The organism is Sinomonas sp. ASV322, assembly GCF_030908245.1.
GTDB lineage: Bacteria > Actinomycetota > Actinomycetes > Actinomycetales > Micrococcaceae > Sinomonas.
On sequence record NZ_JAVFJJ010000016.1, the window covers coordinates 22,037 to 47,463 of the forward strand.

The 25,427-nt window shown below is 68.3% G+C and carries 21 protein-coding genes; 16 read left to right on the plus strand and 5 right to left on the minus strand.

The window, feature by feature from the left end; all coding sequences use genetic code 11:
* Positions 1-24 precede the first annotated feature (24 nt).
* Positions 25-1,278, minus strand: a complete 1,254-nt coding sequence (locus RBS12_RS16965) for an amidohydrolase family protein (protein WP_307967317.1) — start codon at positions 1,276-1,278, stop codon at positions 25-27.
* A 154-nt stretch (positions 1,279-1,432) separates the two neighbouring features.
* Positions 1,433-2,128 (minus strand): GntR family transcriptional regulator, encoded by a 696-nt coding sequence (locus RBS12_RS16970; RefSeq protein ID WP_307967318.1) that lies wholly within the window; start codon positions 2,126-2,128, stop codon positions 1,433-1,435.
* Positions 2,129-2,381: 253 nt separating this feature from the next.
* On the opposite strand from RBS12_RS16970, the gene RBS12_RS16975 reads away from it, so the two are divergent.
* The 12 genes from RBS12_RS16975 (at position 2,382) to RBS12_RS17030 (ending at position 16,450) form a co-directional block, all read left to right on the plus strand.
* Complete coding sequence (locus RBS12_RS16975; protein WP_307967319.1) at positions 2,382-3,950, plus strand: ABC transporter substrate-binding protein; 1,569 nt, start codon at positions 2,382-2,384, stop codon at positions 3,948-3,950.
* 6 nt (positions 3,951-3,956) lie between these two features.
* Positions 3,957-4,985 carry an ABC transporter permease gene (locus RBS12_RS16980; RefSeq protein WP_307967320.1) on the plus strand — a complete coding sequence of 343 codons (1,029 nt, stop codon included), beginning with the start codon at positions 3,957-3,959 and terminating at the stop codon, positions 4,983-4,985.
* Positions 4,982-5,959 (plus strand): ABC transporter permease, encoded by a 978-nt coding sequence (locus RBS12_RS16985; protein ID WP_307967321.1) that lies wholly within the window; start codon positions 4,982-4,984, stop codon positions 5,957-5,959. Before RBS12_RS16980 ends, RBS12_RS16985 begins: the two co-directional genes overlap by 4 nt.
* Complete coding sequence (locus tag RBS12_RS16990) at positions 5,956-6,831, plus strand: ABC transporter ATP-binding protein (RefSeq protein WP_307967322.1); 876 nt, start codon at positions 5,956-5,958, stop codon at positions 6,829-6,831. Before RBS12_RS16985 ends, RBS12_RS16990 begins: the two co-directional genes overlap by 4 nt.
* Positions 6,824-7,648 carry an ATP-binding cassette domain-containing protein gene (locus RBS12_RS16995; RefSeq protein WP_307967323.1) on the plus strand — a complete coding sequence of 275 codons (825 nt, stop codon included), beginning with the start codon at positions 6,824-6,826 and terminating at the stop codon, positions 7,646-7,648. Before RBS12_RS16990 ends, RBS12_RS16995 begins: the two co-directional genes overlap by 8 nt.
* Entirely contained in the window at positions 7,645-8,700 is a 1,056-nt protein-coding gene (locus RBS12_RS17000) for a sugar phosphate isomerase/epimerase family protein (protein WP_307967324.1), read from the plus strand. Before RBS12_RS16995 ends, RBS12_RS17000 begins: the two co-directional genes overlap by 4 nt.
* Positions 8,701-8,749: 49 nt before the next feature.
* Positions 8,750-10,192 carry an FAD-binding oxidoreductase gene (locus RBS12_RS17005; protein WP_307967325.1) on the plus strand — a complete coding sequence of 481 codons (1,443 nt, stop codon included), beginning with the start codon at positions 8,750-8,752 and terminating at the stop codon, positions 10,190-10,192.
* A gap of 6 nt (positions 10,193-10,198) precedes the next feature.
* Positions 10,199-11,296 carry a TIM barrel protein gene (locus RBS12_RS17010; protein WP_307967326.1) on the plus strand — a complete coding sequence of 366 codons (1,098 nt, stop codon included), beginning with the start codon at positions 10,199-10,201 and terminating at the stop codon, positions 11,294-11,296.
* Positions 11,297-11,320: 24 nt separating this feature from the next.
* Entirely contained in the window at positions 11,321-12,562 is a 1,242-nt protein-coding gene (locus RBS12_RS17015; RefSeq protein ID WP_307967327.1) for a M24 family metallopeptidase, read from the plus strand.
* A gap of 202 nt (positions 12,563-12,764) precedes the next feature.
* On the plus strand, positions 12,765-13,751 hold the full coding sequence (locus RBS12_RS17020; RefSeq protein WP_307967329.1) for an ornithine cyclodeaminase family protein: 987 nt from the start codon (positions 12,765-12,767) through the stop codon (positions 13,749-13,751).
* 61 nt (positions 13,752-13,812) lie between these two features.
* Positions 13,813-15,264 (plus strand): MFS transporter, encoded by a 1,452-nt coding sequence (locus RBS12_RS17025; protein WP_307967330.1) that lies wholly within the window; start codon positions 13,813-13,815, stop codon positions 15,262-15,264.
* Positions 15,251-16,450 carry an amidohydrolase family protein gene (locus tag RBS12_RS17030; RefSeq protein ID WP_307967331.1) on the plus strand — a complete coding sequence of 400 codons (1,200 nt, stop codon included), beginning with the start codon at positions 15,251-15,253 and terminating at the stop codon, positions 16,448-16,450. Before RBS12_RS17025 ends, RBS12_RS17030 begins: the two co-directional genes overlap by 14 nt.
* A gap of 90 nt (positions 16,451-16,540) precedes the next feature.
* Here the strand turns inward: RBS12_RS17030 and RBS12_RS17035 are convergent, their stop codons facing one another.
* From RBS12_RS17035 to RBS12_RS17045, 3 genes are all read right to left on the minus strand, one after another.
* Complete coding sequence (locus RBS12_RS17035) at positions 16,541-17,389, minus strand: hypothetical protein (protein ID WP_307967332.1); 849 nt, start codon at positions 17,387-17,389, stop codon at positions 16,541-16,543.
* Between the two features lie 117 nt (positions 17,390-17,506).
* The gene (locus tag RBS12_RS17040) at positions 17,507-18,910 is read right to left on the minus strand and encodes an FGGY family carbohydrate kinase (protein WP_307967333.1); all 1,404 of its coding nucleotides are present in this window, start codon (positions 18,908-18,910) and stop codon (positions 17,507-17,509) included.
* Entirely contained in the window at positions 18,907-19,848 is a 942-nt protein-coding gene (locus RBS12_RS17045) for a sugar-binding domain-containing protein (protein WP_307967334.1), read from the minus strand. The genes RBS12_RS17040 and RBS12_RS17045 overlap by 4 nt, the downstream gene beginning before the upstream one ends.
* Before the next feature lie 151 nt (positions 19,849-19,999).
* Here RBS12_RS17045 and RBS12_RS17050 point away from each other — a divergent pair, with 151 nt between their 5' ends.
* The 4 genes from RBS12_RS17050 to RBS12_RS17065 are packed head-to-tail and all read left to right on the plus strand — an operon-like array spanning position 20,000 to position 25,414.
* A complete protein-coding gene (locus RBS12_RS17050; protein WP_307967335.1) occupies positions 20,000-21,559 on the plus strand; it encodes a sugar ABC transporter ATP-binding protein in 1,560 nt (519 codons plus the stop codon).
* Positions 21,556-22,548: an ABC transporter permease gene (locus tag RBS12_RS17055; RefSeq protein ID WP_307967336.1), complete on the plus strand. Its 993-nt coding sequence runs from the start codon at positions 21,556-21,558 to the stop codon at positions 22,546-22,548. Before RBS12_RS17050 ends, RBS12_RS17055 begins: the two co-directional genes overlap by 4 nt.
* Positions 22,549-22,591: 43 nt before the next feature.
* A complete protein-coding gene (locus RBS12_RS17060; RefSeq protein WP_307967337.1) occupies positions 22,592-23,665 on the plus strand; it encodes a substrate-binding domain-containing protein in 1,074 nt (357 codons plus the stop codon).
* A gap of 9 nt (positions 23,666-23,674) precedes the next feature.
* Entirely contained in the window at positions 23,675-25,414 is a 1,740-nt protein-coding gene (locus RBS12_RS17065; RefSeq protein WP_307967338.1) for a dihydroxyacetone kinase family protein, read from the plus strand.
* Positions 25,415-25,427: the final 13 nt, after the last annotated feature.

The following is a 25,427-nucleotide window of genomic DNA, read 5'->3' on the forward strand; positions in this document are numbered from 1 at the left end:
GGCGGTTTGGGTGGGCCAGCTGGACTACGCGCCGATGACCGCGAGGCCGTCAGCGACGACGAGCCCCCGGTGGAGCACGGTGCGGTCCTTGCCGCGGTCCATGACGGCGGAGGCGGGCGTCTCGCCGTCGACGAGGACGACGTCGGCCGGGTCGCCGACGTCGGCTCCCGGGCGATCGCCGATGCCCTGGACGCGTCGCGCGGCCGGGTCGAGGATGCTCGCGCCGCCCATCGTGGCCACGGCGAGGCAGTGCTCGACGAGCTCGTCCCGACGGAAGCCCTGGGTGAACGAGAGCTGCCACGTCCGGTCGAGCATGTCGGCGTTGCCGTAGGGGCTCCAGTAGTCGCGCTGGCCGTCCTCGCCGAGCCCCACGCGAATGCCGGCCTCCGCGAGGCGGGCGAGCGGGAGGTGCCGCGGGGGAGGCGGCGCGACGGTCGCGACCGAGACGTCGAGTTCGGCCATCTCGTCGAGGAGGCGGCCGAGCGAGTCGTCGTCGATCGAGGAGAGCTGGAACGCGTGGCTGATCGTGACCTTGCCCTGCATCCCGAGGGCGCGGGTCCGTTCGAGGATGAGCTCGGTCGTGAAGGCCCCGAGCGTTCCCGTCTCGTGGAGGTGGATGTCGATGGGGGCCGAGTACTTCTCGGCGAGCCCGAACACGATGTCGAGGTGGCGTGCCGGGTCGCGGTCGAGCGCGGACGGGTCGAGCCCGCCCACGACGTTCGCGCCGGCCTGCATCGCGGCCTCGAGCAGCTTCTCGGTCCCGTCCTCGAGCAGGATCCCGGCCTGGGGGAATGCGATGATCTCGACGTCGGCCGCGTGGGCGTAGCGCTCCTTCGCCGCGAGGACCGCCTCGAAGCGCTCGAGCCGGCAGTCGACGTCGACCTGTGCGTAGGAGCGCACGCGGGTGGTGCCGCGCGCGATCATCCGTTCGAGCGTCATGGCGGCCCGCTCGCCGATCGGGGCCTCGGCGCTGCGCCAGTTCGCCCGGTCATTGAGCATCATCGCCCATACCCCTGGGGCGCCCGAGTGGGGCCGGAACGGGAGGCCGATGCGGGTCGAGTCGAGGTGGACGTGCACGTCTGAGAAGGCCGGGAACAGGAGCCGCCCGCGTCCCTCGACGACGGTCGTCTCTCCCGGGGCTGCCGCAGGGTTGTGGGGCGCGATCGAGGCGATCACGGCGTCGGGCGTTCCGGCGCGGTCGACGACGACGTCGCTCGCCTCTCTGCCCCACGGGCGGACGTTGCGGATCAGGGTCTTGGAGGCGCTCGGCTCAGTCACTCGTCTCAGTCCTTCGAAATTGCATGCCAAATCAGGGGACGCCACCACGCGGGCGAGGAGAATCCCCGGATTCTCAAGGGGTCACCGCGGCTTGGAGTCAGAATGGTATACCAACGAGCCTAGGCCACGATGCTCCTGCTGTAAATCCCCCGGGCTACGTGCGATGGGGGCGATCCTCGAGCTGGCGCTCGACGATCGGGAGCGATTCGTTCCGGCTCTCCTCGACGTGGGCGAAGGAGAGGGCGGCGGCCAGCTCCGCGTGGCCGCGGCTGATCGCCTGGACGATCGCGACGTGCTCGCGGTAGAGCTCTTCCTGGTCGCGGTCCTTCGCGACGTGGAACAGCCGGCGGACGTGGCCGTTCACGGGGGTCATGAGCTTCTGGAGGAGGCGGTTGCCGCTCAGCACGAGGATCTCCTCGTGCAGGCGCGAGTTGAGGTCGGCGATCTGATCCTCGTCGGCCGCCTCAGTCGCCTCGTGCGCCCGCTCGAGCAGCGCCTCGAGCCCGGCCGGCGAGGCGCCCGCGGCGCATGCCTGCGCGGCGAGACGCGCAGCGAGGACTTCGAGGCTCGCGCGGACGTCGAACAGCTCGACAGCCGCGTTCACGGTCAGGGGCACGACGACGGCGCCCCGGCGTGGGAGCGTCTCGATGTAGCCTTCGCTCTCGAGCTGGGGGAGCGCCTCGCGCACGGGGACCCGGGACACCTGGAGCTCCTCGGCGATCTCGCGCTCGCGGATGCGGGCACCGGGAGGCAGGCTCCCGTCGATGATGCGCTCTCGGAGCCACTCGTAGACATTGTTGGCGCGCGAACCGGTTGCCGGTCCTTCTTCCGCCGGGGCTTCCGCGGTCATGGCGTCCTCCCTCTGTGGACTTGGGGAAATCGTACCGTCGCGAGCCTCTCGAGGGCCCAAAGAGCAGTTTGGCATGCCACATTGCCAAAATTTAGCCCTGAGGGGGTGACTTTTGCCAGTTGATGTGTGATTCTGCATGCCAACGGTGATTTTTCGAGTCCACGGACACCGAGTCCGTGAAGGACGCGACGCACCGAGCAGCTTTCCCCCAAGTACGTCATCGGAACGATTCAGCTCCTGAGAGGAACGTCAAATGGATCTCCACAAGCGGCGGTTGGTACTGAGCACGTTTGCAGCCGCGACGGCAATGGCGCTGTCGTCCTGCCAGCTGCCCACGGGCACGGTTTCTGGCGGCGGTGCTGCCAAACAGAGCACGATCGTCATCGGAAGCTCCAATACCGCAGAGACGCTTGACCCGCTTCAGTCATCCGACGCGCACAACGACTTCAACCTCGCGCCGATGTACGACCGCCTCGTGGATTTCGACGCCAAGGGCGAGAAGATCGCGAAGCTCGCACAGGAATGGACCTTCAACGGCGACGCCACCCAGCTCACGATCACGCTGCGGAAGGGCGTGAAGTTCCATTCCGGCAACGACTTCACGGCCGCGGACGTCGTCTACAGCCTCGACCGCGCGAAGAAGATCGGTTCGGGCGCCGCGTCTTTCCTCTCGGATTACGCGTCCTCGAAAGCCGCGGACGACCTTCACGTGGTGATCACCCTGTCGAAGACCGACCTCGACTTCATTGGTGCCCTGAGCCAGATCTACATCCTCGACTCGAAGCTCGTGAAGCCGAATGAGGGCTCCGACAATGCCCAGGGCTGGCTTGGCACGCACGAGGCCGGATCGGGACCGTTCACGATGGGAAGCTACAAGCCGAATCAGGAGCTCGATCTCTCGCGGTACAAGGACTATTGGGATTTCGACGACAAGCGCCCCACCTCGATCGTCCTGCGCATGATCAATGACTCGAGCGCGAATCGCGACGAATTCCTCGCGGGCAACGTGGACATCACGATGGGCCTTGCCGCGGTGGACGTCGAGAACATCTCGAAGGACAGCAAATACGAGGTCGTCAACATCCCGGCTCCTCGCCAGACGTACGCGTGGCTCAACATGCAGGGCAAGATCACGGGGGATGCCCGAGTCCGGGAGGCGATCCAGCTCGCCTACGACTACAACGGCCACCTCACGAGCGCGCTCGGAAACCAGGGCACCATCGCCAACTCGATCCTGCCCGAGGGCATCGCCTGCCGCGTGGATGCCGGCAAGCCCCAGCAGAACCTCGAGAAGGCCAAGCAGCTCATCAAGGACGCGGGGGTCGAGGGGGCGACGGTCACGGTCGCCTACCAGCCCACGGTGCGCGAGTTCAACGCCTCCGGGACCATCCTGCAGGACTCGCTCAAGAAGATCGGCCTCAACGCCCAGCTCAAGGCGGTCACCTTCCCGCAGTACTCGGCGCTCGTCTCCAAGCCCGAGACGATGCCGGACGTCGCGCTCGCGTGGGACTTCGCAGCCTTCCCCGCCGCGGGACCGATGCTCAATCGCGAATGGAATTCCGCGTTCGTCGGCCAGACCAACTTCACGCGCTACACGAATCCCAAGGTGGATGCACTGCTCAAGGACGGCCTCACCGCGGCCGACCAGAAGCAGGCGTGCACCGACTTCCAGGAGGTCCAGAAGCAGGTGCTCGCGGATCATGCGCTCCTGTACATCGCCTACCCGGCGGTGACGATGGTCTCCGACAAGAAGGTCGGTCCCATTCCCTTCTCTCCCACGCAGCAGGACTTCAACGTCGGCACGCTCCGCATGGCCAAATAGGAGGTGATGACGGCCTTGTACAAATTCGTACTTCGCCGCGTCGGCCTCGCCGCACTTTCGCTCTGGGGCGTCGCGACGATCGTATTCGTCATTTCGAAGCTCATTCCGGGCGACGTCGCGCGCGTCGCGGCGGGGCGCCTCGCGACGGCCGATCAGGTTGCGCATATGCGCGAATTGCTCGGCTTGAACGATCCGCTCTACGTGCAGTATGCGGGCTACATTTCCCGGCTCGTCCAGGGAAATCTCGGCACGTCGACGATCACCCGGCAGAGCGTCGTGGGCGACCTCGCCGCAGTGCTGCCGACGACCATTCAGCTCGTGCTTCTCGGAATGCTCATCACGGTGCTCATCGCGGCCCCCGTCGGCATTGCGGCGGCCGTGAGCGAGGGAAAGGCGGCCGATATCGTGGCGCGGATCTTCCTGGTCACGAGCGGCGGCGTCCCGGTGTTCTGGCTCGCCATCATGATGCGCTGGGTTCTCGGCTCGATTCTCGGGTGGTTTCCCATTTCGGGAACGAACAGCGTCGACGGCGGCCCGCCCACGGTCACGGGCTTCACGGTGCTGGATTCGCTGCTTTTCGGCACAGTCGGGAATTTGGCAGATTCGGTGTTCCACCTGATTCTGCCGGCCCTCGCGCTGAGCGCACCGTTCGTATCCACGCTCGCACGGCTCATCCGATCGAACATGATGACCGCTCTCAAGGCGGACTACATCACGTTCGCAATCTCCAAGGGCGTTCCGCGGCGGCGCGTGATCTTGAGGCACGCATTCCGGTCGGCGCTCGGTTCGGTGCTCACGGTATTCGGCATGCAATTCGGCTGGATGATCAGCGCCGCGGTCCTCGTCGAGGCCGTATTCGGCCTCCCGGGGATCGGCAGCTATCTGTACCGGGCCATCATCAACCAGGACACGTTCTCCGTCCTCGCATCGGTTCTGGTGATCGGCTTCGTCTTCATCGCGACGTCTTTCATCGTGGACCTTCTCCAGATGGCGATCGATCCGCGGGTGCGGCGCGCCCAGCTAGGAGCAGCATGAAATCCGAAACAGCGGACGCCCACGCCGCTCCGCTCGCAGACGTTCCGGCCGTCGATGATCCGCTGCGGTTGGCCGATGCCCCGTCAGAGATAGCCGCGGCCCTGTCAGCCGGAGCAATCGGCGGAGCGGCGGGTCGGCTCGGCCGTCGGCTGTTCGGCCGGCGGACGGCGGTCGTGGACCGGATCGCGTTCGGGCTCGTCCTCCTTCTCGTCGTGGTCGCCGTCGTCGGCTCTTTCGCGAGGCCGTACGATCCGTTCGCCGTCCAGACGTCGTCGGCCCTGCTCCCGCCGAGCTCGGCGCATCTCCTGGGCACGGACGACGTCGGGCGAGACGTGCTCTCGAGGCTCCTGGCCGGTGCCGGGCTCACCCTGCTCTCGGCGGCGGCGATCGTCGTGCTCGCCGCCGCCGTCGGAATCGTCGTCGCGAGCGTCGCAGCCCTCCTGCCCCGCCGCGTCGACGAGATCATCATGAGGGCCTGCGACATCTTCATGTCGATCCCCTCGCTCGTCCTCGCGCTCGGCCTGGCCGCCGCGCTCGGCCCCTCGATGCTTTCGATCATCGTGGCGATGGTCGCGGCATCGTGGCCAAGCACGGCGCGGCTCACCCGGGGGATCCTCCGCGAGACGATGTCGTCGTCGTACGTCGAGTCCGCCGGGATCCTGGGCATGTCCCGGGTGCGGCTCATGCTCCGCCACGTGCTCCCGAACTCGCTCGACGCCATCTACGTCCAGGCGAGCATGGAGATCTCCGGGACGATCGTCATGATCTCAGGGCTCGCGTTCCTCGGGGTCGGCGCGCCGCCGCCGAGCCCCGACTGGGGTTCGATGATCGCCGAGGGCCAGCAGTACATCACGACCGCATGGTGGATCTCGCTCTTCCCGGGCCTCGCGATCAGCGTCGGCGCGATCGCCTTCGGCCTCGTCGGGGACGCCGTGCGGAGCTTCGTCGATCCGACCGCAAGGAGGTCCTCATGAACGACGCCGGTGCCCTCCTGAGCATCGAGAACCTCACCGTGTCGCTTCCCGAACGGGAGCGGATCGCGGGCCGGGGCGGCGATCTGACACTCGTCGACTCCCTATCCCTGGCGATCCGCCCCGGGGAACGCCTCGCGCTCGTGGGCGAGTCGGGCTCCGGCAAGTCGCTCACGGCCCGCTCGATCCTGCAGCTCGACCCCGGGCTGAGGCTCGAGGGATCGATCACGTGGAAGGGATCCGAGCTCCTCGGGGCTCCGCGACGCGTCCTGCAGAGGGTGCGCGGCGGCGAGATCTCGATGATCTTCCAGGACCCCATGACGGCCCTCAACCCCGTGCTGACGATCGGCGAGCAGGTCGCCGAGCCCCTGCTCGTGCGCGGTGTGCCGCGGCGCAAGGCGTACGCGCGCGCCGTCGAGATGCTCGACCGCCTCGGCGTGCCCAAGGCACGGGAACGCATGCGGGCGTATCCAGGCCAATTCTCGGGCGGCATGCGGCAGCGCGTCGTCATGGCCGCGGCCCTCGTCGCCCAGCCTCAGCTGCTCATCGCAGACGAGCCGACGACGGCGCTTGACGTCCGGGTCCAGGAGCAGGTCCTCGACCTGCTCGAGGAGCAGTCGAGGGAACTCAACCTCGCGGTGCTGTTCATCACCCACGACCTCGCGATCGTCGCGGGCCTCGCCCATCGCGTGGCGGTCATGTTCCGAGGCCGGCTTGTCGAGGAGAAGCTCGTCGACGACTTGTTCGAGCGTCCCGAGCACCCCTACACCCGCGGGCTCATCGGCTCGATACCCCGCCTCGACCTCGACCCCGACACCCGACTCACGACCGTGGAGGACTACCTCGTCCTCGAAGGAGGTGCACAGCATGCGTGACGTCCTGCTCCGTGTGGAGGGACTGTCGAAGCGCTTCGGCTCGGGCCGGCGCGCGCACCAGGCGCTCGATGACGTCTCGTTCGACCTGCGGCAGGGCGAGATCCTCGGCCTCGTCGGCGAATCGGGGTCGGGGAAGTCGACGATCATCCGCTGCCTCGTGGGCCTCGAGAAGGAATCGTCCGGGAGCATCCTGTATCAGGGCATCAACCCCGCGACGGCTTCGAAGGGCGAGCTGCATCGCTATCGCCGCGATCTGCAGATGGTCTTCCAGGATCCGTATTCGAGCCTCGATCCCCGCATGACCGTGCGGCGGATCATCGAAGAGCCGATGCTCGTCATGGGCGGCTACTCCGAGCGGGAGCGGCGCGACCGCATTCACGAGCTCATCCAGCTCGTGGGCCTCCGGCGCGAGCATCTCGACCGCTACCCGAGGGACTTCTCGGGCGGCCAGCGCCAGCGGATAGCGATCGTCCGCGCGCTCGTCGTCGGGCCCAAGGTGCTCCTGTGCGACGAGCCTGTTTCCGCGCTCGATGTCTCAGTCCAGGCACAGGTGCTCAACCTTCTCAAGGACATGCAGCGCCAGCTCGACCTCACGGTGCTTTTTGTCTCCCACGATCTGGCGGTCGTGAAATACCTCTGCACGCGGCTCGTCGTGCTCAACCGCGGGCGCCTGGTCGAAAAGGGGGACGTGCCCGAGATCTACGAGAATCCGCGGGATTCCTACACAAAGGCGCTGCTCGAGGCGGTTCCCGTTCCGGATCCTGCCGCGGAACGCGAACGCCGCGCGCGCCGGCTGGCCCTGGCGGTGGCGCCATGACCCGCATTGGCCTTGACGTCAAATTCGAGGACGGCGGATCGCTGCTCGGGGATGACCCGGTCGAGACGCTTTCGGTCGCATATGACCTCGGATTCGAGGGAATCCTGGTCCGCACGGTCGACGAGGCATTTCCCACCCTCGATTCCGCTGCCATTCGCGAATTCGCCGCCGAGGCGAGGTCGCGGGAGATGTTCGTCCACCTGGGGCTGGGCAAGGTCAATCCGTATATGACGGCGGAACTCCCGCGCGTCCGCGATCTCGGCGACGGGAGCTATCTCGCGGGAATGGAGCGCATGATCGCCCTCTGCGCGGAATACGGGTGGACCGAGGCGTGGACGGCCGCGGGCGCGTACCACCACGATCTTCCGTCCCCGTTCTGCTTCGACCGGTTCCGCACGGATGTGGACTGGCCGGATCAAGTGGCCGCGATCGCGAGGTTCCTGCACAAGCTCGCCCCGACGTTGAGGGAACACGGCGTGCGCCTCAATCTCGAGACCCACGAGGAGATCACGACGTTCGAGGTCCTCCGGCTCATCGAGGACGTCGGCGATGACGTGCTGGGCGTCTGCCTCGATCCGGCGAACGTCATGGTCCGCGGCGAAGCGGTCGACGACGCCGTGCGGCGCACCGCGCCCCACGTGCGCCTCACGCATCTGCGGGACGCGATTCTCGTGCCCACCGGGGGCGGACTTTCGCGGTTCCTCATGCCGATCGGCGAAGGGATCATCGACTGGGACGGCCTGCTTGACGCGGTCCTGGGCGCCCACCCTGGCCTCGACCTCGTCATCGAGGGCATCGGCGGTTCGAGGGCGGAGATGGAGCTCCGCCCGGACGACGCACAGTGGCGCGCGGCGCATCCCGACATGACGGACGACGACGGCGAGCGGCTCATGCGCTTGGGGTCCGCCTTCGCTGTGCGCGCGGGGAGGGGCCTCGCGTCCGGCATCGACGACCTTCGCGCGTCTCCGCCGGTTCTCGCCGACTACCGAGACTTCCTCACCCGGTCGCTCAAGGCGCTTCGCGCGTCCCTCGAGCGCCGGTCTCTTTCCTGACCGCCAGGCCTTCCTGGACACGATCCCTGAGACAAGGAGAAAGAAACTGATGCATCAGCAACCCGAACTCGCGGGACTCGCCGCTGCGGTCGACTGCGACGTCGTCTTCCCCGGGGCCCCCTCGTACGAGTCGCTGCGGCACGTCTGGAATGCCGACATCGACCAGCGTCCCGCGGCGATCGTGCGGTGCACGACCGTGGAGGACGCGGCGAATGCGCTCAAGTGGTGCGTCGACGCGGGGTTCCCGCTCACGGTACGTGGCGGCGGCCACAATCTGGCCGGGACAAGTGTTTCCGACGGGAGCGTCATGATCGACACGGGCCTCATGCGGAAGGTCGAGATCGATACCGAGGCCCGCACCCTCACGGTCGGCGCCGGATGCCGGTGGGGCGATGTGGACCGCGCGGCCGAGCCATACGACATCGCCCTTCCCGCAGGGGTCGTCTCCCACACGGGTGTGGCCGGACTGACGCTCGGCGGCGGGATGGGGTACCTCTCGCGCATGTTCGGCTCGACCGTGGACTTCCTCCGCGAGGTCGAGATCGTCACGGCCGATGGCGCCATCCGTCGCGTCAACGCGGAGACAGCACCCGAGCTGTTCTGGGCACTCAAGGGCGCGGGCCACAATTTCGGCATCGCGACGGAGTTCGTGTTCGACTACGTGGATCTCCCCGGCCTCGCCACAGTCCGTCTCGCCCTCTATCCGGCGGAGAACCGCAAGGAGATCCTCCAGCTGTTCCGCGATCTCGGCCCCGCGATGCCGGACAACGTCGGCAGCTACGTGCGCCTCTACCGCTGCCCGGCGTATTGGTCGCAGGTGCCGCGGGAGCATCGCGGCAAGCCCCTCATCTCGGTGGCCACGGTCACGTACGGAGACCCCGCGCTCGAGCCCGAGCTGAGCGCGCCCATGTTCGAGCGGGGCACCCCCATCTACGAGAGCGTGCGCACCATTCCCCATGTCACGCTCCAGCACGCGACGGACGACGAATTCCGTTACGGCATCTCGCACTATTGGCGGCATGTGGCCTTCCGGGAGCTGCCCGACGAGCTCTTGGACATCGCGATCGAGCACGTCGACGCCTATCCTGGCCGATCGCTCAACTCGAGTTCCTTCATCAGCCACCAGGTGATGTGCCCCTTCGAACTCATCGCGGGAAAGCTCGTTCCGCGGGACCACAGCAACGACTCGACGACGGACATCCACTCGCGGTGGGCCGGGAACATCGGCGCCGATTGGGAGTACGCCGACGAACGCGAAGAGCTCGTCGCGTGGGTCAAGCGGTTCAGCGGCGCCGTCCGCGAGTGGGAGCACGGAACGTACATCAACTTCACGTCGGAGCACGGCGACGCCCAGAGCGCGCAAGAGATCTACGGGGCGAAGTATGAGCGCCTCGCGGGGATCAAGGCCGCCTACGATCCGAACAACGTCTTCGACCACGGACTCGTCGACCTGCAGCTCGCGGCCGCCGGCGGCGATTGGGCCGGGGAGTAGCCGCGCATGCTCCGAGTGGGAGTGGACAGCACCAAACTCGCCGATGCGAAGAGTGCAGACGGGCAGGGAGAGCCCGCGCGGAGGTTCGTCGAACGCTCCGCTCAGCTTGGCCTCGACGGGGTGTTCTTCCGCTCCATCCTCGAGCTCAGTCCGACGCTGGACCGAGGCGAGATCCGCGATGCGATGCAGGCGGCGCGCGACCTCGGCCAGCGAATCGAGGCGGGGGTGGGGAAGGTGAATCCCTTCGCCACCCCCGAGGCGCCCGCCGTCCGCGCATTGGGCGACGGCGACTACCTCCTCGCGATGCGGAGGATGATCGAGGCCGCGGCGTCGGAGGGCATCCATGAACTGTGGACCGCGACCGCGAATTACCAGTTCCGGCTGTCCGGACTGTATGCGTGCGACCGATTCCGCACCGACGTCGCATGGGACGAGCAGCTCGCGGCCACGGAGAAGTTCCTCCGCAAGCTCGCCCCGATCCTTCGGGACGCCGGGGCCCACCTCAATCTCGAGACCCACGAGGAGATCACGACGTTCGAGGTCGTCCGCCTCGTCGAGGAGGTGGGCCCCGACGTCCTCGGCATCACGTTCGATTCGGCCAACGTCCTCGTGCGCTGCGAAGACCCGGTCGCGGCGGTCCGCAGGGCGGCCCCCTACATCCGATCGAGCCATATCCGGGATGCCGCGCTCTTCTTGAGGCCCGAGGGGATCGCGCGCCTCCTGAGGCCCGTCGGGGAAGGCGTCATCGACTGGGAGCTCTTTCTCGAGCCCCTCCTTGAGCACGACCTCATGCTCTCCATCGAGGGGATCGTCGAGAGCACGCGGGGCGAGATGTCCCTTCAGCTCTTCGACGAACGCTGGCAGGCGGCGCATCCCGACCTGAGCCTTTCGGAGGCCCTCGAGGTCGTCCGCCTCACGTCCGACTACGAAGCCCGCGCCGCCTCGGGCGAGGTCCTGGGGTGGGACCAGCTCCACGAACCTCTCGGCGAGGACGAATCACTGGAATTCATCGAGCGGAGCGCCCGAAGCCTCCGCGAGATCATCGCGCGCCTGACTCAAGTGCCAACGGCGTCGTTGCGGAACAGCGCCGACGGCGTCATCTAACGAACACGGAAAGGGAACTCGACTATGACCGACACTCAGCCTGACATCCTGCGCGACTACCCGACGCTCAGCCTCAAGGAGCGCGATCGCCGCTGGGCCGCGATCAGGGGGCTGCTCGCCCGCGAAGGGCTCGACGGCGTCGTCGTGTTCGGGAACGGGCGGGACAACGCCGATGCCTACCTGAGCAACGAGGCCAAGGGCGCGATCGCGCTCCTCACCCCCGAAGAGGATCCCGTCCTCTTTCTGGGGGATGTCCCCCTCAACCGCTTCGACGCGCAGGCGTCGCGGTGGGAACGCTGGATCGACGAATGGGTCCACGGCGAGCCGATCGGGGCGCTCGCCACCCGCCTCAGGGAACGCGACCTCGGAAAGGCGCGCCTCGGCGTCGTCGGACTCACGAGCCGCATGGTGGGCGAGTGGGCCGGGACCATCTCGCACACGACGTGGACCCGCGTCCTCGCCGAGCTGCCCGACGTCGAATGGGTCGACATCGCCGACGCGTACGAGTCGATCGCGATCATCAAGAGCCCCGAAGAGCAGGTGTTGCTGCGAAAAGCGGCGGCGCTTGGCGAGGAGGCCTGCCGCGCGTTCGTGGAAACGGCGAGGGCCGGCGGCAACGAGCACCAGATCGCCGCAGCCTCGTTCCACGCGATCATCTCCGGCGGCGGGTGGGTCCGGTGGCCGTTCATGCTCGAACGCGCGGGCGAGAGCATGTTCGCGTGGTCCGTGCCCGAGTGGTTCGAGAGCGGGGGAGCGCCCCGGATCCTGCGGCCGGGCGACACGATCGCGGCCGAGATCTTCGCGTTCTACGGGGGCATGGAATCCCAGCAGCAGATCGACGTCTGCGTCGGCGAGCCGAGCGCCCTGCTCCGAGAGCTCGAGGCCGTGTGCGTGGACTCGTACCAGGCCGGGCTCGCCGCGCTCAAGCCGGGCATGCGCTTCTCGGAGCTTGCGAGCATCATGGAGGAGCCACTGCACCGCTCCCGCACGTGGAACACCGGGCCCATGGTGCAGACGGTCTCGCCCATCTACAACAGTGCCACCCGGCTGCATCCCGAAGTTGACCCGGCTCTCGCGCACCTCGAGCGCCTGCCCTCCGGCGTGGCCCTCGACGGCGACTTCGTCATCGAGGAGGGCCACGCGTTCGCCTTCGAGCCCAACGCCCTGCGGGACGGGCAGCGCGTGTGCATCGGCGGAACCGTCCTGCTCGGCCCCAACGGGCCGGAAGAGCTCAACACCATCCCGAACCGCCTCAACGTCGTCTGACGGGCAGGTTCGAAGCGAACACGACGGGCGCCACGGCCTACGGTCCTGGCGCCCGTCGTGCTGTCAGCCCCTCCGGAAAGTTCCTATTTGGCATGCCAATCTCACTTGACACGCCGGGAATTTCCCAAAAAAGCTTCAAATCCCTCTTCTTTGGTATGCCAAATTGGCCTATCGTGGAGACAACGTCGAGCAAAGGAGACGTATGACACTCATCCTGACGGCCTCGGACCTCGCCGCACTCGCGGACATGGAGGCCACGATCGAGGCCGTGGAGCGGAGCTTCGCAGACCTCGGTTCCGGCCTGGCCTGCCAGCCGGGTCCGACCTCGATGCACCTTCCGTCTTCCGATGCGAGATATCTCGTCATGGCCGGGGCCTCCGCCCCCCAGGGGCTCGTCGCCTCGAAGCTCCTGAGCGACATCCCTGCGAACGGGACCCGCGGCCTTCCGACCCAGCGTTCGTCCATCGTCCTGGCCGACGCCGAGACGGGGGAGACCCTCGCGCTGCTCGACGGGCGGGTGCCGACCCGGATCCGGACGGCGGCCGCGAGCGCCGTGGCCACGCGCCGGCTCGCCCGGTCGGGCAGCACCGTGCTCGGCCTCGTCGGCGCGGGCGCGCTCGCCGTCGCGCACCTCGAGGCCATCGCCAAGGTCGCGCCCATCGAGACCGTCGTGGTGTGGTCGAGGAGCGCGGCGACCATCGACGGCTTCCGCAGGCAGGTCGAGTGGGCCGAGGTCGACGTCGTTGCTGCCGCGAGCCCGCAGGAGGCCGTGCAGTCCAGCGACATCCTCTGCACCCTCACGCCGTCGGAGGTCCCGATAGTGCACGGGACCTGGTTTGGCCCCGGCCTGCACGTCAACGCGGTCGGGGCCCGGCCTCGCCCGACCCACCGCGAAGTCGACGCCGAGGCCATGCGGCGATCGCGCGTCGTCGTCGACAGCCTCGAAACCGCCCTCGCCAAATCCGGCGATCTGCTCCTCGCCGTCGAGGAAGGGGCGATCGCGGCGGACGACGTGGCCGGCGAACTCGGCCAAGTCCTCGTCGGATCGGTCGCCGGGCGCGAAAGCGACGACCAGATCACGCTCTTCAACTCGGTCGGAATCGGCCTCCAGGACCTCGCGATCGGCCGCATCCTCTACGACGCCGCCCTTCAACGAGGTGTCGGCCTGAACCTCGACCTCGGCCGCTGACCCCAGCCGCCCCAGACCATCCCCGCGCCCCCGCATCAACGACGATAGGAAGGCACCCACCATGACACCGGACCGCTCGCGATCCCTCCTGACCCGCATGGACGACCTGCCGGTCGGGCGGCCCCACCTGAAGCTCGCCCTCATCGGCGGCCTCGGCCTCATGTTCGACGGCATGGACGGCTCGCTCGTCTCCTACATCATGCCGATCATCAGGCCGCTGTGGCACCTCGACGGCGCCCAGACGGGGCTCATCGGCAGCTCGCTGCTCATCGGCATCTTCATCGGCTCGATTGCCGCGGGCGTGCTCGGAGACCGGATCGGTCGCCGCCGCGTCATGATGTACGCCCTCGCGCTGTACGCGATTGCCTCCGCCGTCGCGGCTGCGTCCCAGGGCTGGGAGTTCTTCTTCACGATGCGCGTCATCGCGGGCATCGGGATCGGCGCGGAATCGGCGATCATCCCGACGTTCATCGCCGAATTCATCCCCAAGCGCCGCCGCGGACTCTTCGTCGGCGGCGTCGCGGGCTTCTTCGCCTTCGGGTACATCTGCGCGGCCTTCATCGGAACGACCCTCGTCGCGGGCCTCCACGACGGCTGGCGCATCAGCCAGCTCGTCACGGCCGCTCCGATCCTCATGCTTCTGTGGTGGCGGCGGTCCCTCCCCGAGTCGCCGCGCTGGCTCCTCACGCGCGGCCGGGTCGCCGAGGCATCCCTCATCGTCGACGGCCTCGAGGCCGGGAAGCTCGTGCGTGTCGATCGCGGCCCGGTGGAAGCGGTCCCGGGCGCATCGCCGTCGTCCGCCCTCAAGCGCCTCGCGCTCTTCCGGCACGCCGACCTGTGGAGGCACGGCAACGCTCGCCGGACCGCGGTCCTGTGGCTCCTCTGGATGGCGGTCACGTTCTCCTTCTTCGGATTCTTCACGTGGATCCCGTCGCTCCTCGTGGGCCGCGGCATGACGATCGCGAGCAGCTTCACCCTCTCGCTCATCATGACGATCGCCCAGATTCCCGGCTACTACAGCGCGTCCTACCTCAACGAGCGCTTCAGCCGCCGCATCACGATCGCGTCCTACCTCGCGGGCGGCGCGGTCTCGGCCCTCCTCCTCTCGCAGGCGCCGTCGGAGGGGATGGTGCTCGTGTGGGGCTCGTGCCTCTCCTTCTTCATGAACGGCTGCTACGCGGGCCTCTACGCGTACACGCCGGAGGTGTACGGAACTGAGCTCCGCGCAACCGGCATGGGCACCGCCTCTGCGGTGGGCCGGATCGGCGGGATCGTTGCTCCGATCCTCATCGGCGCGGCCTTCTCGTCCCTCGGTTTCGCGGGCGTGTTCGCGATGATCATGGTCGTACTCGGCGGGGCCGCCGTCGTCGTCCTTGCCCTCGGGATCTCGACGCGCGGGCGCTCGCTTGAGGAGATCGAGGTGGGCGCCGCGGCCGCCGAGCCGGTCGTCGCCGTCGTCGTCCGCGAGGGGACCGCCGAGCCGGAAGCGAGCGCTCGCCGTGGGCGTCCGTAGGGAGCCGGGCGCCCCGGCCCGCCCCGCCGCCGTCGTGCTCCGGGACGCGCGGATCCTCGGCCCCGAGACGGGCGACGTCGGGCCGCCGCGCACGATTGTCACCCGCGGCGGGCTCGTCGACGAGATCTCGGCCTCGACCCGAACCGTCCCCGATTCCGTCGAGATCTCGCTCGCGGGGCTCACCGTCCTGCCCGGCCTCATCGACGCCCACGTCCACGTCACCCAGGCCTCGGGCGACTTCGGGGAGATTCTCTCGTGGACGCCGAGCTACCACGCCGCCCGGACGGGTCTCGTGATGCACGAGATGCTCTTGCGCGGCTTCACGATGGTGCGGGACATGGGCGGGGCGGACGCTGGGCTCGCGCGGGCGGTCGAGGAGCGGCTCGTCACGGGACCGCGTCTCAAGGCCGGTGGGCCGATTTTCGCGCCCACGGGCGGCCACGTGCTCACGAAGGTCTGCGACGGGGAGACCGAGCTCCGCCGAGCACTCCGCGCCGAGTTCCGCGACGGCGCCGACCACGCGAAGCTCACGCTCTCGGGCGGCGTGGTCTCGAAGATGCGCATCGAGGCCCTCGCGTTCTCGGACGCCGAAGTGCTCGCGGCGGTGGACGAGGCGCACCTCGCCCACCGCTACATCGCGGCCCACGTCTACACCGCCGAGGCTGTTTCCCGGGCCCTCCGGCTCGGCGTGCGGACGATCGAGCATGGAAACCTGCTCGACGACGAATGCCTCGAGCTCTTCCTCGAGACGGGGGCCTACTACGTGCCCACGCTCGCGACATACTGGGCGATCCTGTCCGGCCGGACCGGCCACGGGCTCGATGCATCCAAGCGGGCCGCGGTCGAGGACATCTTCGAACGCGGGCTCGAGTCTGTTTCGCGGGCCACCGCGGCCGAGGTGAAGATCGGCTACGGGACCGATCTCCATGGCGAAGGCCTCGCGATCCAGCTCGAGGAGTTCGCACTGCGGGCGCGGGTCCAGGAACCGCTCGACGTGATCCGTTCCGCGACGCTCGTCGGTGCGGAGATCGTGGGCGAGGAGGGGCGCGCGGGCGTTGTCCGCGAGGGGGCGCGGGCCGATGTGATCGCGGTGGACGGCGATCCGCTCGCCGATATCGGTGTGCTCGCCGGCGGTCGCTCGCTGAGGTTCATCATGGCCGACGGCGACGTGCTCCTGGCGACGTAGCGGCCACCCGGACGGTGACAATGGTGCCATCCGTGACGCCCCGATCGTCAATTTATACGCGGCACACTTCCCATTAACGCTAGACTGACTTCACGCACCGGCTGCTTCTCCCATATTGCTCGGGCTTGATCCCGGCGGAGGCGGCCACATCATTTGGGGGAATGAAGTGAAGTTCAGTATTTTGCGGATTGCAGCGGCGTCCCTTGCTCTCGCGTTGGGGGCCGCCTTTGCGGCCCTCGCCTCGCCCGCCGTCGCGGCGGCCTGCAGCCTTGCCGCGAGTGGCGCGCAGGTGTGCGAGAGCGGCGGAATGACTTCGAGTCCCGTCGGCGCGGGCGACGGCGGGGCGTCGCCTGGTGCTTCGACGCAGGCCCCGGGCACGCCCGATCCGAGCCCTGCCGCGCCCACTGTTGACCCGCCCGCGAGCTCGCCCGGAGAAGTGCCCGCCGGTCCCTCGGCACCGGTCGTGCCTTCTGAGCCTGTCGTTCCCCAGCCTGTGGTTCCTCCCGCGTCCCACGCATCGGCTCCCGCCTCCGAGGCGCAGAGGGAAGCGGGCTCCGCATCTCCGCTCGGGGAGGCTCGGCCAGCGCCCGCCACCTCGTCGCCGACTCCCTCGCCGACGCCGTCGACGACGGTCCAGCACGCCGTGGGCCCGGCGCCGTCGCCCGCCGACCCGAGCGCCGCGCCATCCTCGAGCACGAGCAGAAGCGCCGCGACGCCGAGCGCCGCGGGCGCGCGTGATCGGGACCCCACGCGGAGCGCGATTGAGACCCCGGTGCCCGTCGAGGGTGCCGCCGCGGACATCACGCGGGTCGCGAGCGCCGAGACTGCGCCGCTGCTCGGGGCCATCGCGATCGGCGGCTCGATCGCGATCGCAACCGTGCGGTCCTTCGGCCGGCTGGGCACCGTGGACGGCCCGCGGGAGTAGCGTGGACGACTCATCGACTGCTCCGCAATTGTCGTTCTGGAGGCCCAAAACGACAGTTGCGGAGCAGTCGATCAACGGAGTGGTGGGCTTCGTCACCCCTCACTGGTGGGAGCGTGGGGCGCGGGGTGGACCTACGCCCCGAAGAGAGTCCCTGTCGCCTCGTCGTGCCGCGAACGAACGGCGGCCGGCCACGCCGCGCCACAGTTGGGTTCGAAGACGTTCCGCGCCGGAGGGACCCACTCCGGCAGTTCTCCGGTCAACGCCCAGGCGGCCTGCCTGGCTGCGCCGAGCGCCGCGTACTCGCGTTGCTCCGGGCGCTCGACCCGCTTGCCTGTGAGATCGGCCATCGCCTGGCACAGGGAGTCCAAGCGGGCCGCGCCGCCGACGGCCACGAGCGAGCCGATGCGGACCCCGGCCCGCTCGAGACCGTCCGTGGCGCGCGCGACGGCGCACGCGACGCCCAGAACAGCGGCCCGAGCGACGTTCTCGGGTGTCATATTGTTCCGCGTAAGACCCAGAAGCGCGCCCGTTGAATGAGGCATGAGGGGATTGCGCTCGCCGTCGAGATAAGGCAGGAAGGTGAGTCCCCCGGCGTCCGCGGGCGCCGCCGCCGCAAGGCCGGCGAGATCGTCGAGGCCGGTGCGCAGCAGCCGTGCCGCGGCGATGAAGGTCCTCGCTCCGTTGAGGGTCGCCACCATGGGGAGGTGGAGTCCTTGTGCGTCGTGCATGTCGTCGACGAAGCCGGTCGCGTCCGCGACTCCACCTTCACGCCTTATCGAGACCGTCATGCTCGTCCCGATCGAGACGACCGCCTCTCCTGTGGCCGCACCGAGCCCTAGCGCCGCAGCCGCGTTGTCGCCGCAGCCTGCTCCGACCACCATTCCGCGATCGGTCACGCCCGCCCGATCGGATGGGCCGAGGGCACGAGGCGCGGAAGCCTGACGGCCGAGGGCCAGTTCGATGAGCTCTGGTCGGTACGCGGCATCTGGAAGCGACCAATACCCGGTCACCGACGCGTCCGAGTAGTCGGTGGTCGGCTCCGATGCCCGTCCGAGGAGGCCCCACGTGAGCCAATCGTGCGGAAGCATGACCCTGCGCACGCGGTCTGCGGCCTCGGGCTCGGAGTCGCGAAGCCATCGCAGCTTCGATATGGGATGTGCCGCTGCGGGCACAAGGCCGATGCGGTGGGCCCAGCGCTCAGCCCCGCCGCCCTCCCGGCACAGGTCGTTCCCGGCCTTCGCCGCACGCCCGTCGTTCCACAGGATGGCGTCCCGAACCGGCTCCCCATCCCCGCCGAGGAAGAGGGTCGTGTGCTGCTGCGCCGTGATCGAGAGCGCCGCGACGCCACGGAGGTCGTGGGCGCCGGTCGCGTGGAATGCATCCCACCACAGCTGGGGATCGACCTCGGTGCCATCAGGGTGCGGCACGGAGGTCGAGCGGACGACGACGCCGCTTGCCGCCTCGACGACGACGAGCTTGCAGTTCTGGGTCGAGGAGTCGACGCCCGCGACGAGCAGCGGAGGCTTCACCGTCACCCTGCCAAGAGCTGCTGTGCAGTTTCGCTGTCTGTCACAAGGCCCGTGAGGAGTTTCGCGGTGAGGACCGCGCGGATCGCGCGGACCTTCGTGGGGCCTCCCGCGGCACCGATCCGGGTCGGGATAGCGCGGAGCTGCTTCTCGCTCACGGCGATGCTCCGGGAGTCGAGGTCGTGTACGACCTCGCCCGAGTCGGTCACGAGGGTCGCCGCGATTTCGGCGACGACGCCGCGGTCGAGGATGCGCCGCCGGTCGGCGTCGTTGAGCGCCCGATTCTCATACATGAGTGAATTCCGCGGCACCCATGAGCCGATGGCCCCGACGGCGACCGTGACGCGCGAGAACTGGTCGAACGTCTGGCGGATGTCCGGCTGTCGGCGCACGCCTTCGGCGGCCTGGGCGTCGCTCATGAGGAGCGAGGCGTAAATGGGCCACGGCCGCACGCCGTCGAGCATGCTCACGCGCCGCATCACCTCGAGGCCGCTCTGCTGGATGGGCCCCGCGACGCCTGCGAGCTGCACGACGTTGTGGCAGCGCAGCGAGGTGAGCGACCGGGCCATCGCGTTGAGCGTCCGCCCCGAGGTCAGGCCGAGGATGTCGTCGTCCGCGAGGACCTCCCCGAGCAGATCGGCCGTTGTCGCCCCCAGGGCCTCTTGGACGGTCACCTCGGAATCCGTCGGAATGGCGACGACGACGGCATGGTCGAGGCCGAAGCGTTCCCGGAGTCGGACCGAAAGGTCGAGGCTCACGTTCGACGGACTTGAGATCTCGAAGCGCACGATCCCCGATTCGACGGCTTCGTCGAGCAGGCGCCCGACCTTGAAGCGGCTGAGCCCGGTCTGCTCGGCAATCTCGATGCGCGTCTTTCCGTGCACGTAGTATTCGGTCGCGATATGCGCGATCTGCACTTGGCGCATGGGTCCGGGCGGTTCGGTCATCGATTCCTCCTTCGACATTTGAGCATCCCGGTCGCACATCCGCAATCCTTGCTCATGTGAGCATGATAGTTGCAGCTTTGAGAACAGCGTTCCTATGCTCGACGGGCTGGCCCCGATCGGAGCCGGCCGACAGGAGCAAAGGAGCTGGGAAGTGCCAACAGCGCTCATCGAGAACGCGGCGGAGACCGCGATGCTCATGTGCTCGGGCATTCACATGTCGTTCGGCGGGGTCCCGGTCCTCAAGGGAATCGACCTCAGCCTTGAACCGGGTACCGTCACCGCCCTTGCCGGGGAGAACGGGGCCGGCAAGTCCACCCTCATGAAGATCGCGTCCGGCCAGTACAGGCCGGACAGCGGGAGCGTCGAGGTGCGCGGCGCGCACCTTCCAGCAGGTGACACGCGCGCGGCTGCTTCTCTCGGCGTCGCCATCGTGCCGCAGGAGCTCGCGTCGATCCCCGAGCTGACCGTCTACGAGAACCTCTTCGTCGGCGTCGAGAAACGCACGCCGTTCGGCACGCTCGACCGCCGCGGAATGGTCCGCGAAGCGAAGTCCCGTCTGGCGGGGTTCGGGCTCGACACCGACCCGACGGTGCGGATGGGGTCGCTGCCCGTCGGAATCCGTCAGATCATCGAGATCGTCAAGGCCACGAGCCGCGGAGCACGCGTCCTGCTGCTCGACGAGCCCACGAGCGCCATCGCGGAGCGCGAAGTGGCCCGGCTCATCGACGTCGTGCGCAGCCTGCGCGACCAAGGCGTCGCCGTCATGTTCACGACTCACAAGATGGAAGAGATCCGCGCGATGGCGGACCGCGTCATCGTGCTCAGGGACGGAAGCCTCGTCTCCGATACCGCGCTGGCAGACATCACCGACGACGGCATCGTGACCGCGATGATCGGCCGCGAGCTCGACAACCTCTTCCCCGACCTCCCACCGGCGGGCGACCAGGTGGTCCTCGAAGTCGAGGGACTTGTGGCGATGCGCGGCGCCGATCCGATCGATTTCAGCGTCCGACGGGGCGAGATTCTCGGCCTCGCCGGCCTCGTCGGAGCTGGCCGCACCGAGCTTCTCGAGTGCATCTACGGCGTCCGCAAGCCCGTCTCCGGGCGCGTCAAGGTCAACGGACGTGTGATCAAGCCTGGCGATCCGCTGGCTTCTATCGCGAGCCATCTGGCCATAGTTCCCGAAGACCGGAAGGGGGCTGGAGCCGTCCTCTCGCTCAGCGTTCTCGACAATGCGATCCTTCCGCGGATCGGTGCCTTCTCACGCTGGGGCGTGCTGGCTCGGCGAGGGAAGCAGGGCAAGGTCCAAGAGGTCATGCGCTCGATGCGTCTGAAGAGCAACGGACTCGGCCAGACTCTCGAGCATCTCTCGGGCGGCAATCAGCAGAAGGTAGTTCTTGGCCGTTGGCTCACCGGTCGTGTTGACGCTCTCCTGCTCGACGAGCCGACGCGAGGTGTCGACGTCGGGGCCCGCAACGAGATCTACCGGATCGTCACTGAGCTGTCCGCAGCCGGTATGGCTGTCGTCATGGCGTCGAGCGACATGCCGGAGATCTTGAGTCTCTCCCATCGCGCGTTCGTCCTGCGCGGCTTCTCCGTAGCGGGCGAGCTCAGCCGCGAGCAGCTGGCCGACCCGGGCGTCCAGGACGTCATCTTCCGTCTCGCGTCTGGCCAGGACGCATCCGCCCAAGCCCAGGAGGCCCAGCCATGAACCCCGCGACCACAGGCACAACAGCCCCGGCACCGGCCAGGCCGCTCGCCCAGACCATCGCAGGCTTTCTCCTCCGCCACATCATGGTCGTGGTCATGCTCTTGATCGTCGCGTTCTTCATGTATCGGAGCGCGCGGTTCGGAACCCCTGACAACCTCGTCACGATCCTCGTCGCGGCGGCCCCGTTCGCGCTCATTGCCCTGGGCCAGACCCTCGTGATCCTCACGGGAGGCATCGACCTCTCGGTCGGAAGCGTCATCGCTGTGAGCGCGATGGCCGCGGCATGGTCGGCAAAGAACGTCTCCGAGAATCCGGCAGTTCCGCCCGTCGCCGCGCTGGGCGCAGGTCTGGCTGCCGGCGTCGTCAATGGGCTCGTGGTGAGTCGGCTCAATGTGCCGCCCTTTATCACGACACTCGGCATGCTGACCCTCGCCTCGGGCCTTGCCTATGTGATCGGCAACGGCGCGCCCATCAACGGCCTCCCCGCCTCATACGGCACGTTCGCCAACACTCAGTTCCTCGGACTCAAGATCCCCGTGCTGCTCATGATCGTCGCGATCCTCGTGTTCGCGTTCGTCATGCGGAGCACGAGCTACGGCCTACGCATCTACGCGATCGGCGGCAATCGGCTCGCCGCGGAGATCGCAGGCGTCCGCTCGCGCAATGTGCTGTTCAGCGTCTATGCGCTCAGTGGCCTCCTCGCGGGGATCTCCGGCCTCATGCTCTCGTCGCGCGTCATCACGGGGGCCCCCAATCTCGGACAGGGCTACGAGCTCGACGCGATCGCCGCCGTCGTCATCGGTGGGGCGAGCCTCATGGGCGGCCGCGGAACCGTGTGGGGCACAGCGATCGGGCTGCTCCTCATCCAGACCATCAACAACGGCCTCGACATCCTCCTCGTCCCCTCGTACTGGCAGAGCGTCATCAAGGGCGTGATCATCGTCGCCGCCGTCGGCGTCGATGTGTGGGCCGCCAGACGAGGCCGCTGACCCTTCCAGTTAACTGCAACCTCCACTAGCAAGGAATCAATCAATGAAGAAGAACTCTCTTGTGAAAACCGCCGCAGGCCTCGTCTCGCTCGCGGTCGCCACCGGTCTCAGCCTCACCGCCTGCGGCGCAGGCGACCCATCCGCCCAGGCGAATGGGAGCGGGAAGAAGACCCTCACGGTCGGCGTGAGCGTGTACGACATGTCCTCGTTCATCACGCAGGGCAAGGAGGGCATGGAGGCCTACGCGAAGGCGAACGGGATCACGCTCCAGTGGAACTCCGCGAATGGCGACGTTTCGACCCAGGCGAACCAGCTCGACCAGTTCGTCTCGGCGAAGGTCGACGCCATCATCGTCGTCCCCGTTCAGGCGGACTCCCTCCAGCCCCAGGTCGCCGCGGCGAAGGCCGCCAACATCCCAGTCATCGACGTCAACACCTCGCTCTCCGGGGCGAAGCTCGACGGCAGCGTCCAGCCCGACGACGTCGCGGCCGGCGAGCAGGAAGCCAGCCAGATGGTCCAGGCACTCGGCGGCAAGGGCAACGTCGTCGTGCTCGAAGGTCCGCTCGGGAGTTCGCCGCAGATCAATCGCGGCCAGGGCATCAAGAACGTCCTCGCCAAGAATCCCGGGATCAAGGTCCTCGCCCAGGACACCGCGAACTGGAAGCGCGACCAGGCCGTCAACAAGATGAAGAACTGGATTTCGGCCTTCGGAACCCAGATCGACGCCGTCATCTCCCAGAACGACGACATGGCCCTCGGCGCCATCCAGGGCCTCCGCGAGGCCGGGCGCTCGGGCGTGAAGGTTGTCGGAATCGACGGCATCGAGGACGGGCTCAAGGCCGTCAAGTCCGGCGACATGATCGGCACGTCGCTCCAGCATGGAACCGTCGAGCTCGCGGCGGGGCTCGCCGTCGCCGCCAAGATCGCCCGCAAAGAGAGCGTCAACACCAAGCCCGTTTACACGATGCCCGCCATCACTGCCGCCAACGTCGACGATGCGATCAAGAACGTCGTGACCAACCGCCAGGCCTTCATCGACGGCCTCCCGGCCCTCATCGATTCGAACGTCAGTTCCGGGAACATCGCCTACGAGGGCCTGCCCGGCCAGAAGAAGTAAGGCACGCGCGTGACGACCCTCTTCAACGACCCGTCGGAGTTCGCCGACGATCAGCTCGCGGGATTCGCCGACCTCTACTCCGATCGGCTTGTCGCGGTTCCCGGGGGCGTCGTCGCCCACCGGGGCGAGCAGCCCCTTGTCGCCGTCGTCGTTGGGGGAGGCTCAGGCCACTATCCCGCGTTCGCGGGGCTCGTCGGCCCGGGCTTTGCCTCCGGCGCCGTCGTCGGGAACATCTTCACCTCGCCTTCGGCGGCGCAGGTCTACTCCGTGGCGAAAGCGGCGGACCAGGGGCGCGGCGTGGTCCTCACCTTCGGCAACTACGCGGGCGACGTCATGAACTTCGGGATCGCCGCCGAACGGCTGCGCCGCGAGGGGATCGACACGCGCGTCGTCCTCGTGACGGACGACGTCGCGTCCTCGCCTTCCGAGGAGCAGCGCCGGGGCATCGCAGGAGACTTCACGGTCTTCAAGGCGATGGGCGCGGCCGCCGCGGCGGGGCATGACCTCGACGACGTCGAGCGCGTCGGCCGCGCCGCTAACGCCGCGACGCGCTCGTTCGGCGTCGCGTTCTCGGGGTGCACGATGCCCGGGGCCGCCGCGCCGCTCTTCACGGTGCCCGCCGGGAACATGGGCGTAGGTCTCGGGATCCACGGCGAGCCTGGGATCCACGACGCGCCGCTCGGCACGGCGCGCGAGCTCGCGAAGCTCCTCGTCGACGGAGTGCTGGCTGCGAGGCCGTCGACCCGGCTCCAGACGGCAGGCGAGCACGGCGCGCCGGCGCGCGCCGCCGTCGTCGTCAATGGCCTCGGCACCACGAAGTACGAGGAGCTGTTCCTCCTATGGGGGAGTATTGCGCCGCTCTTGCGCGAGGCCGCCATCGAGCCGGTCGACGTCGAGGTTGGGGAGCTCGTGACGAGCCTCGACATGGGCGGGACGTCGCTCACGCTCATGTGGCTTGACGACGAGCTCGAGTCCCTATGGTCGGCACCGGCCTACACTCCGGCATATCGGAAGGACGGGGGCGTCATCGCTGGACTGCGGCCCGCGGACGTCGCCGGTCTGGACGCCGCCGCCGACGACGCGCCCTCGCCGTCAGCGGCCGGTGCCGCCCTCGCGCCGCTCGTCATGGCGGGCTTGCGGACGATCTCCGAGGTGATCGCGGCGAACGAGATCGAGCTCGGGCGCATCGACGCCGTGGCGGGCGATGGCGACCATGGTCGCGGGATGCGGCGCGGCGCCGAGGCTGCACTCGCCGCCGCGACGGCTGCCGGCAGCCTCTGCGGGCCGGCGTGGCTCCTCACACGAGCCGGGCGGGCGTGGGCCGCGCAGGCCGGTGGGACTTCCGGTGTCCTGTGGGGCGCCGGTCTCGAGGCCGCGGGAGCGTCGCTGACAGACGAGCGCGAGCAGTACACGGCGGCCGATGCGGTGGCCGCTGTCGACGCCTTCGCCTCCGCCCTGCTCGACCTCGGCCGAGCCGAAATCGGCGACAAGACCATCGTCGACGCGCTCGTGCCGTTCGCCGAGGCGCTTGCCCGCGGCGTGGACCGTGGCGAGCCCCTCCACGACGCATGGCGCACGGCGGCCTTCGCCGCGACGAAGGCCGCCGAGGCGACGGCGGTGCTCTCGCCAAAGCGCGGTCGCGCGCGGCCGCTTGCCGAGAAGAGCATCGGAACGCCCGACGCCGGCGCCACCTCGTTCGGACTCATCGTCGATGCGCTTGCGGGTCTCGCGGCGCCGCAAACAACCTGAGTGAAAGGACACT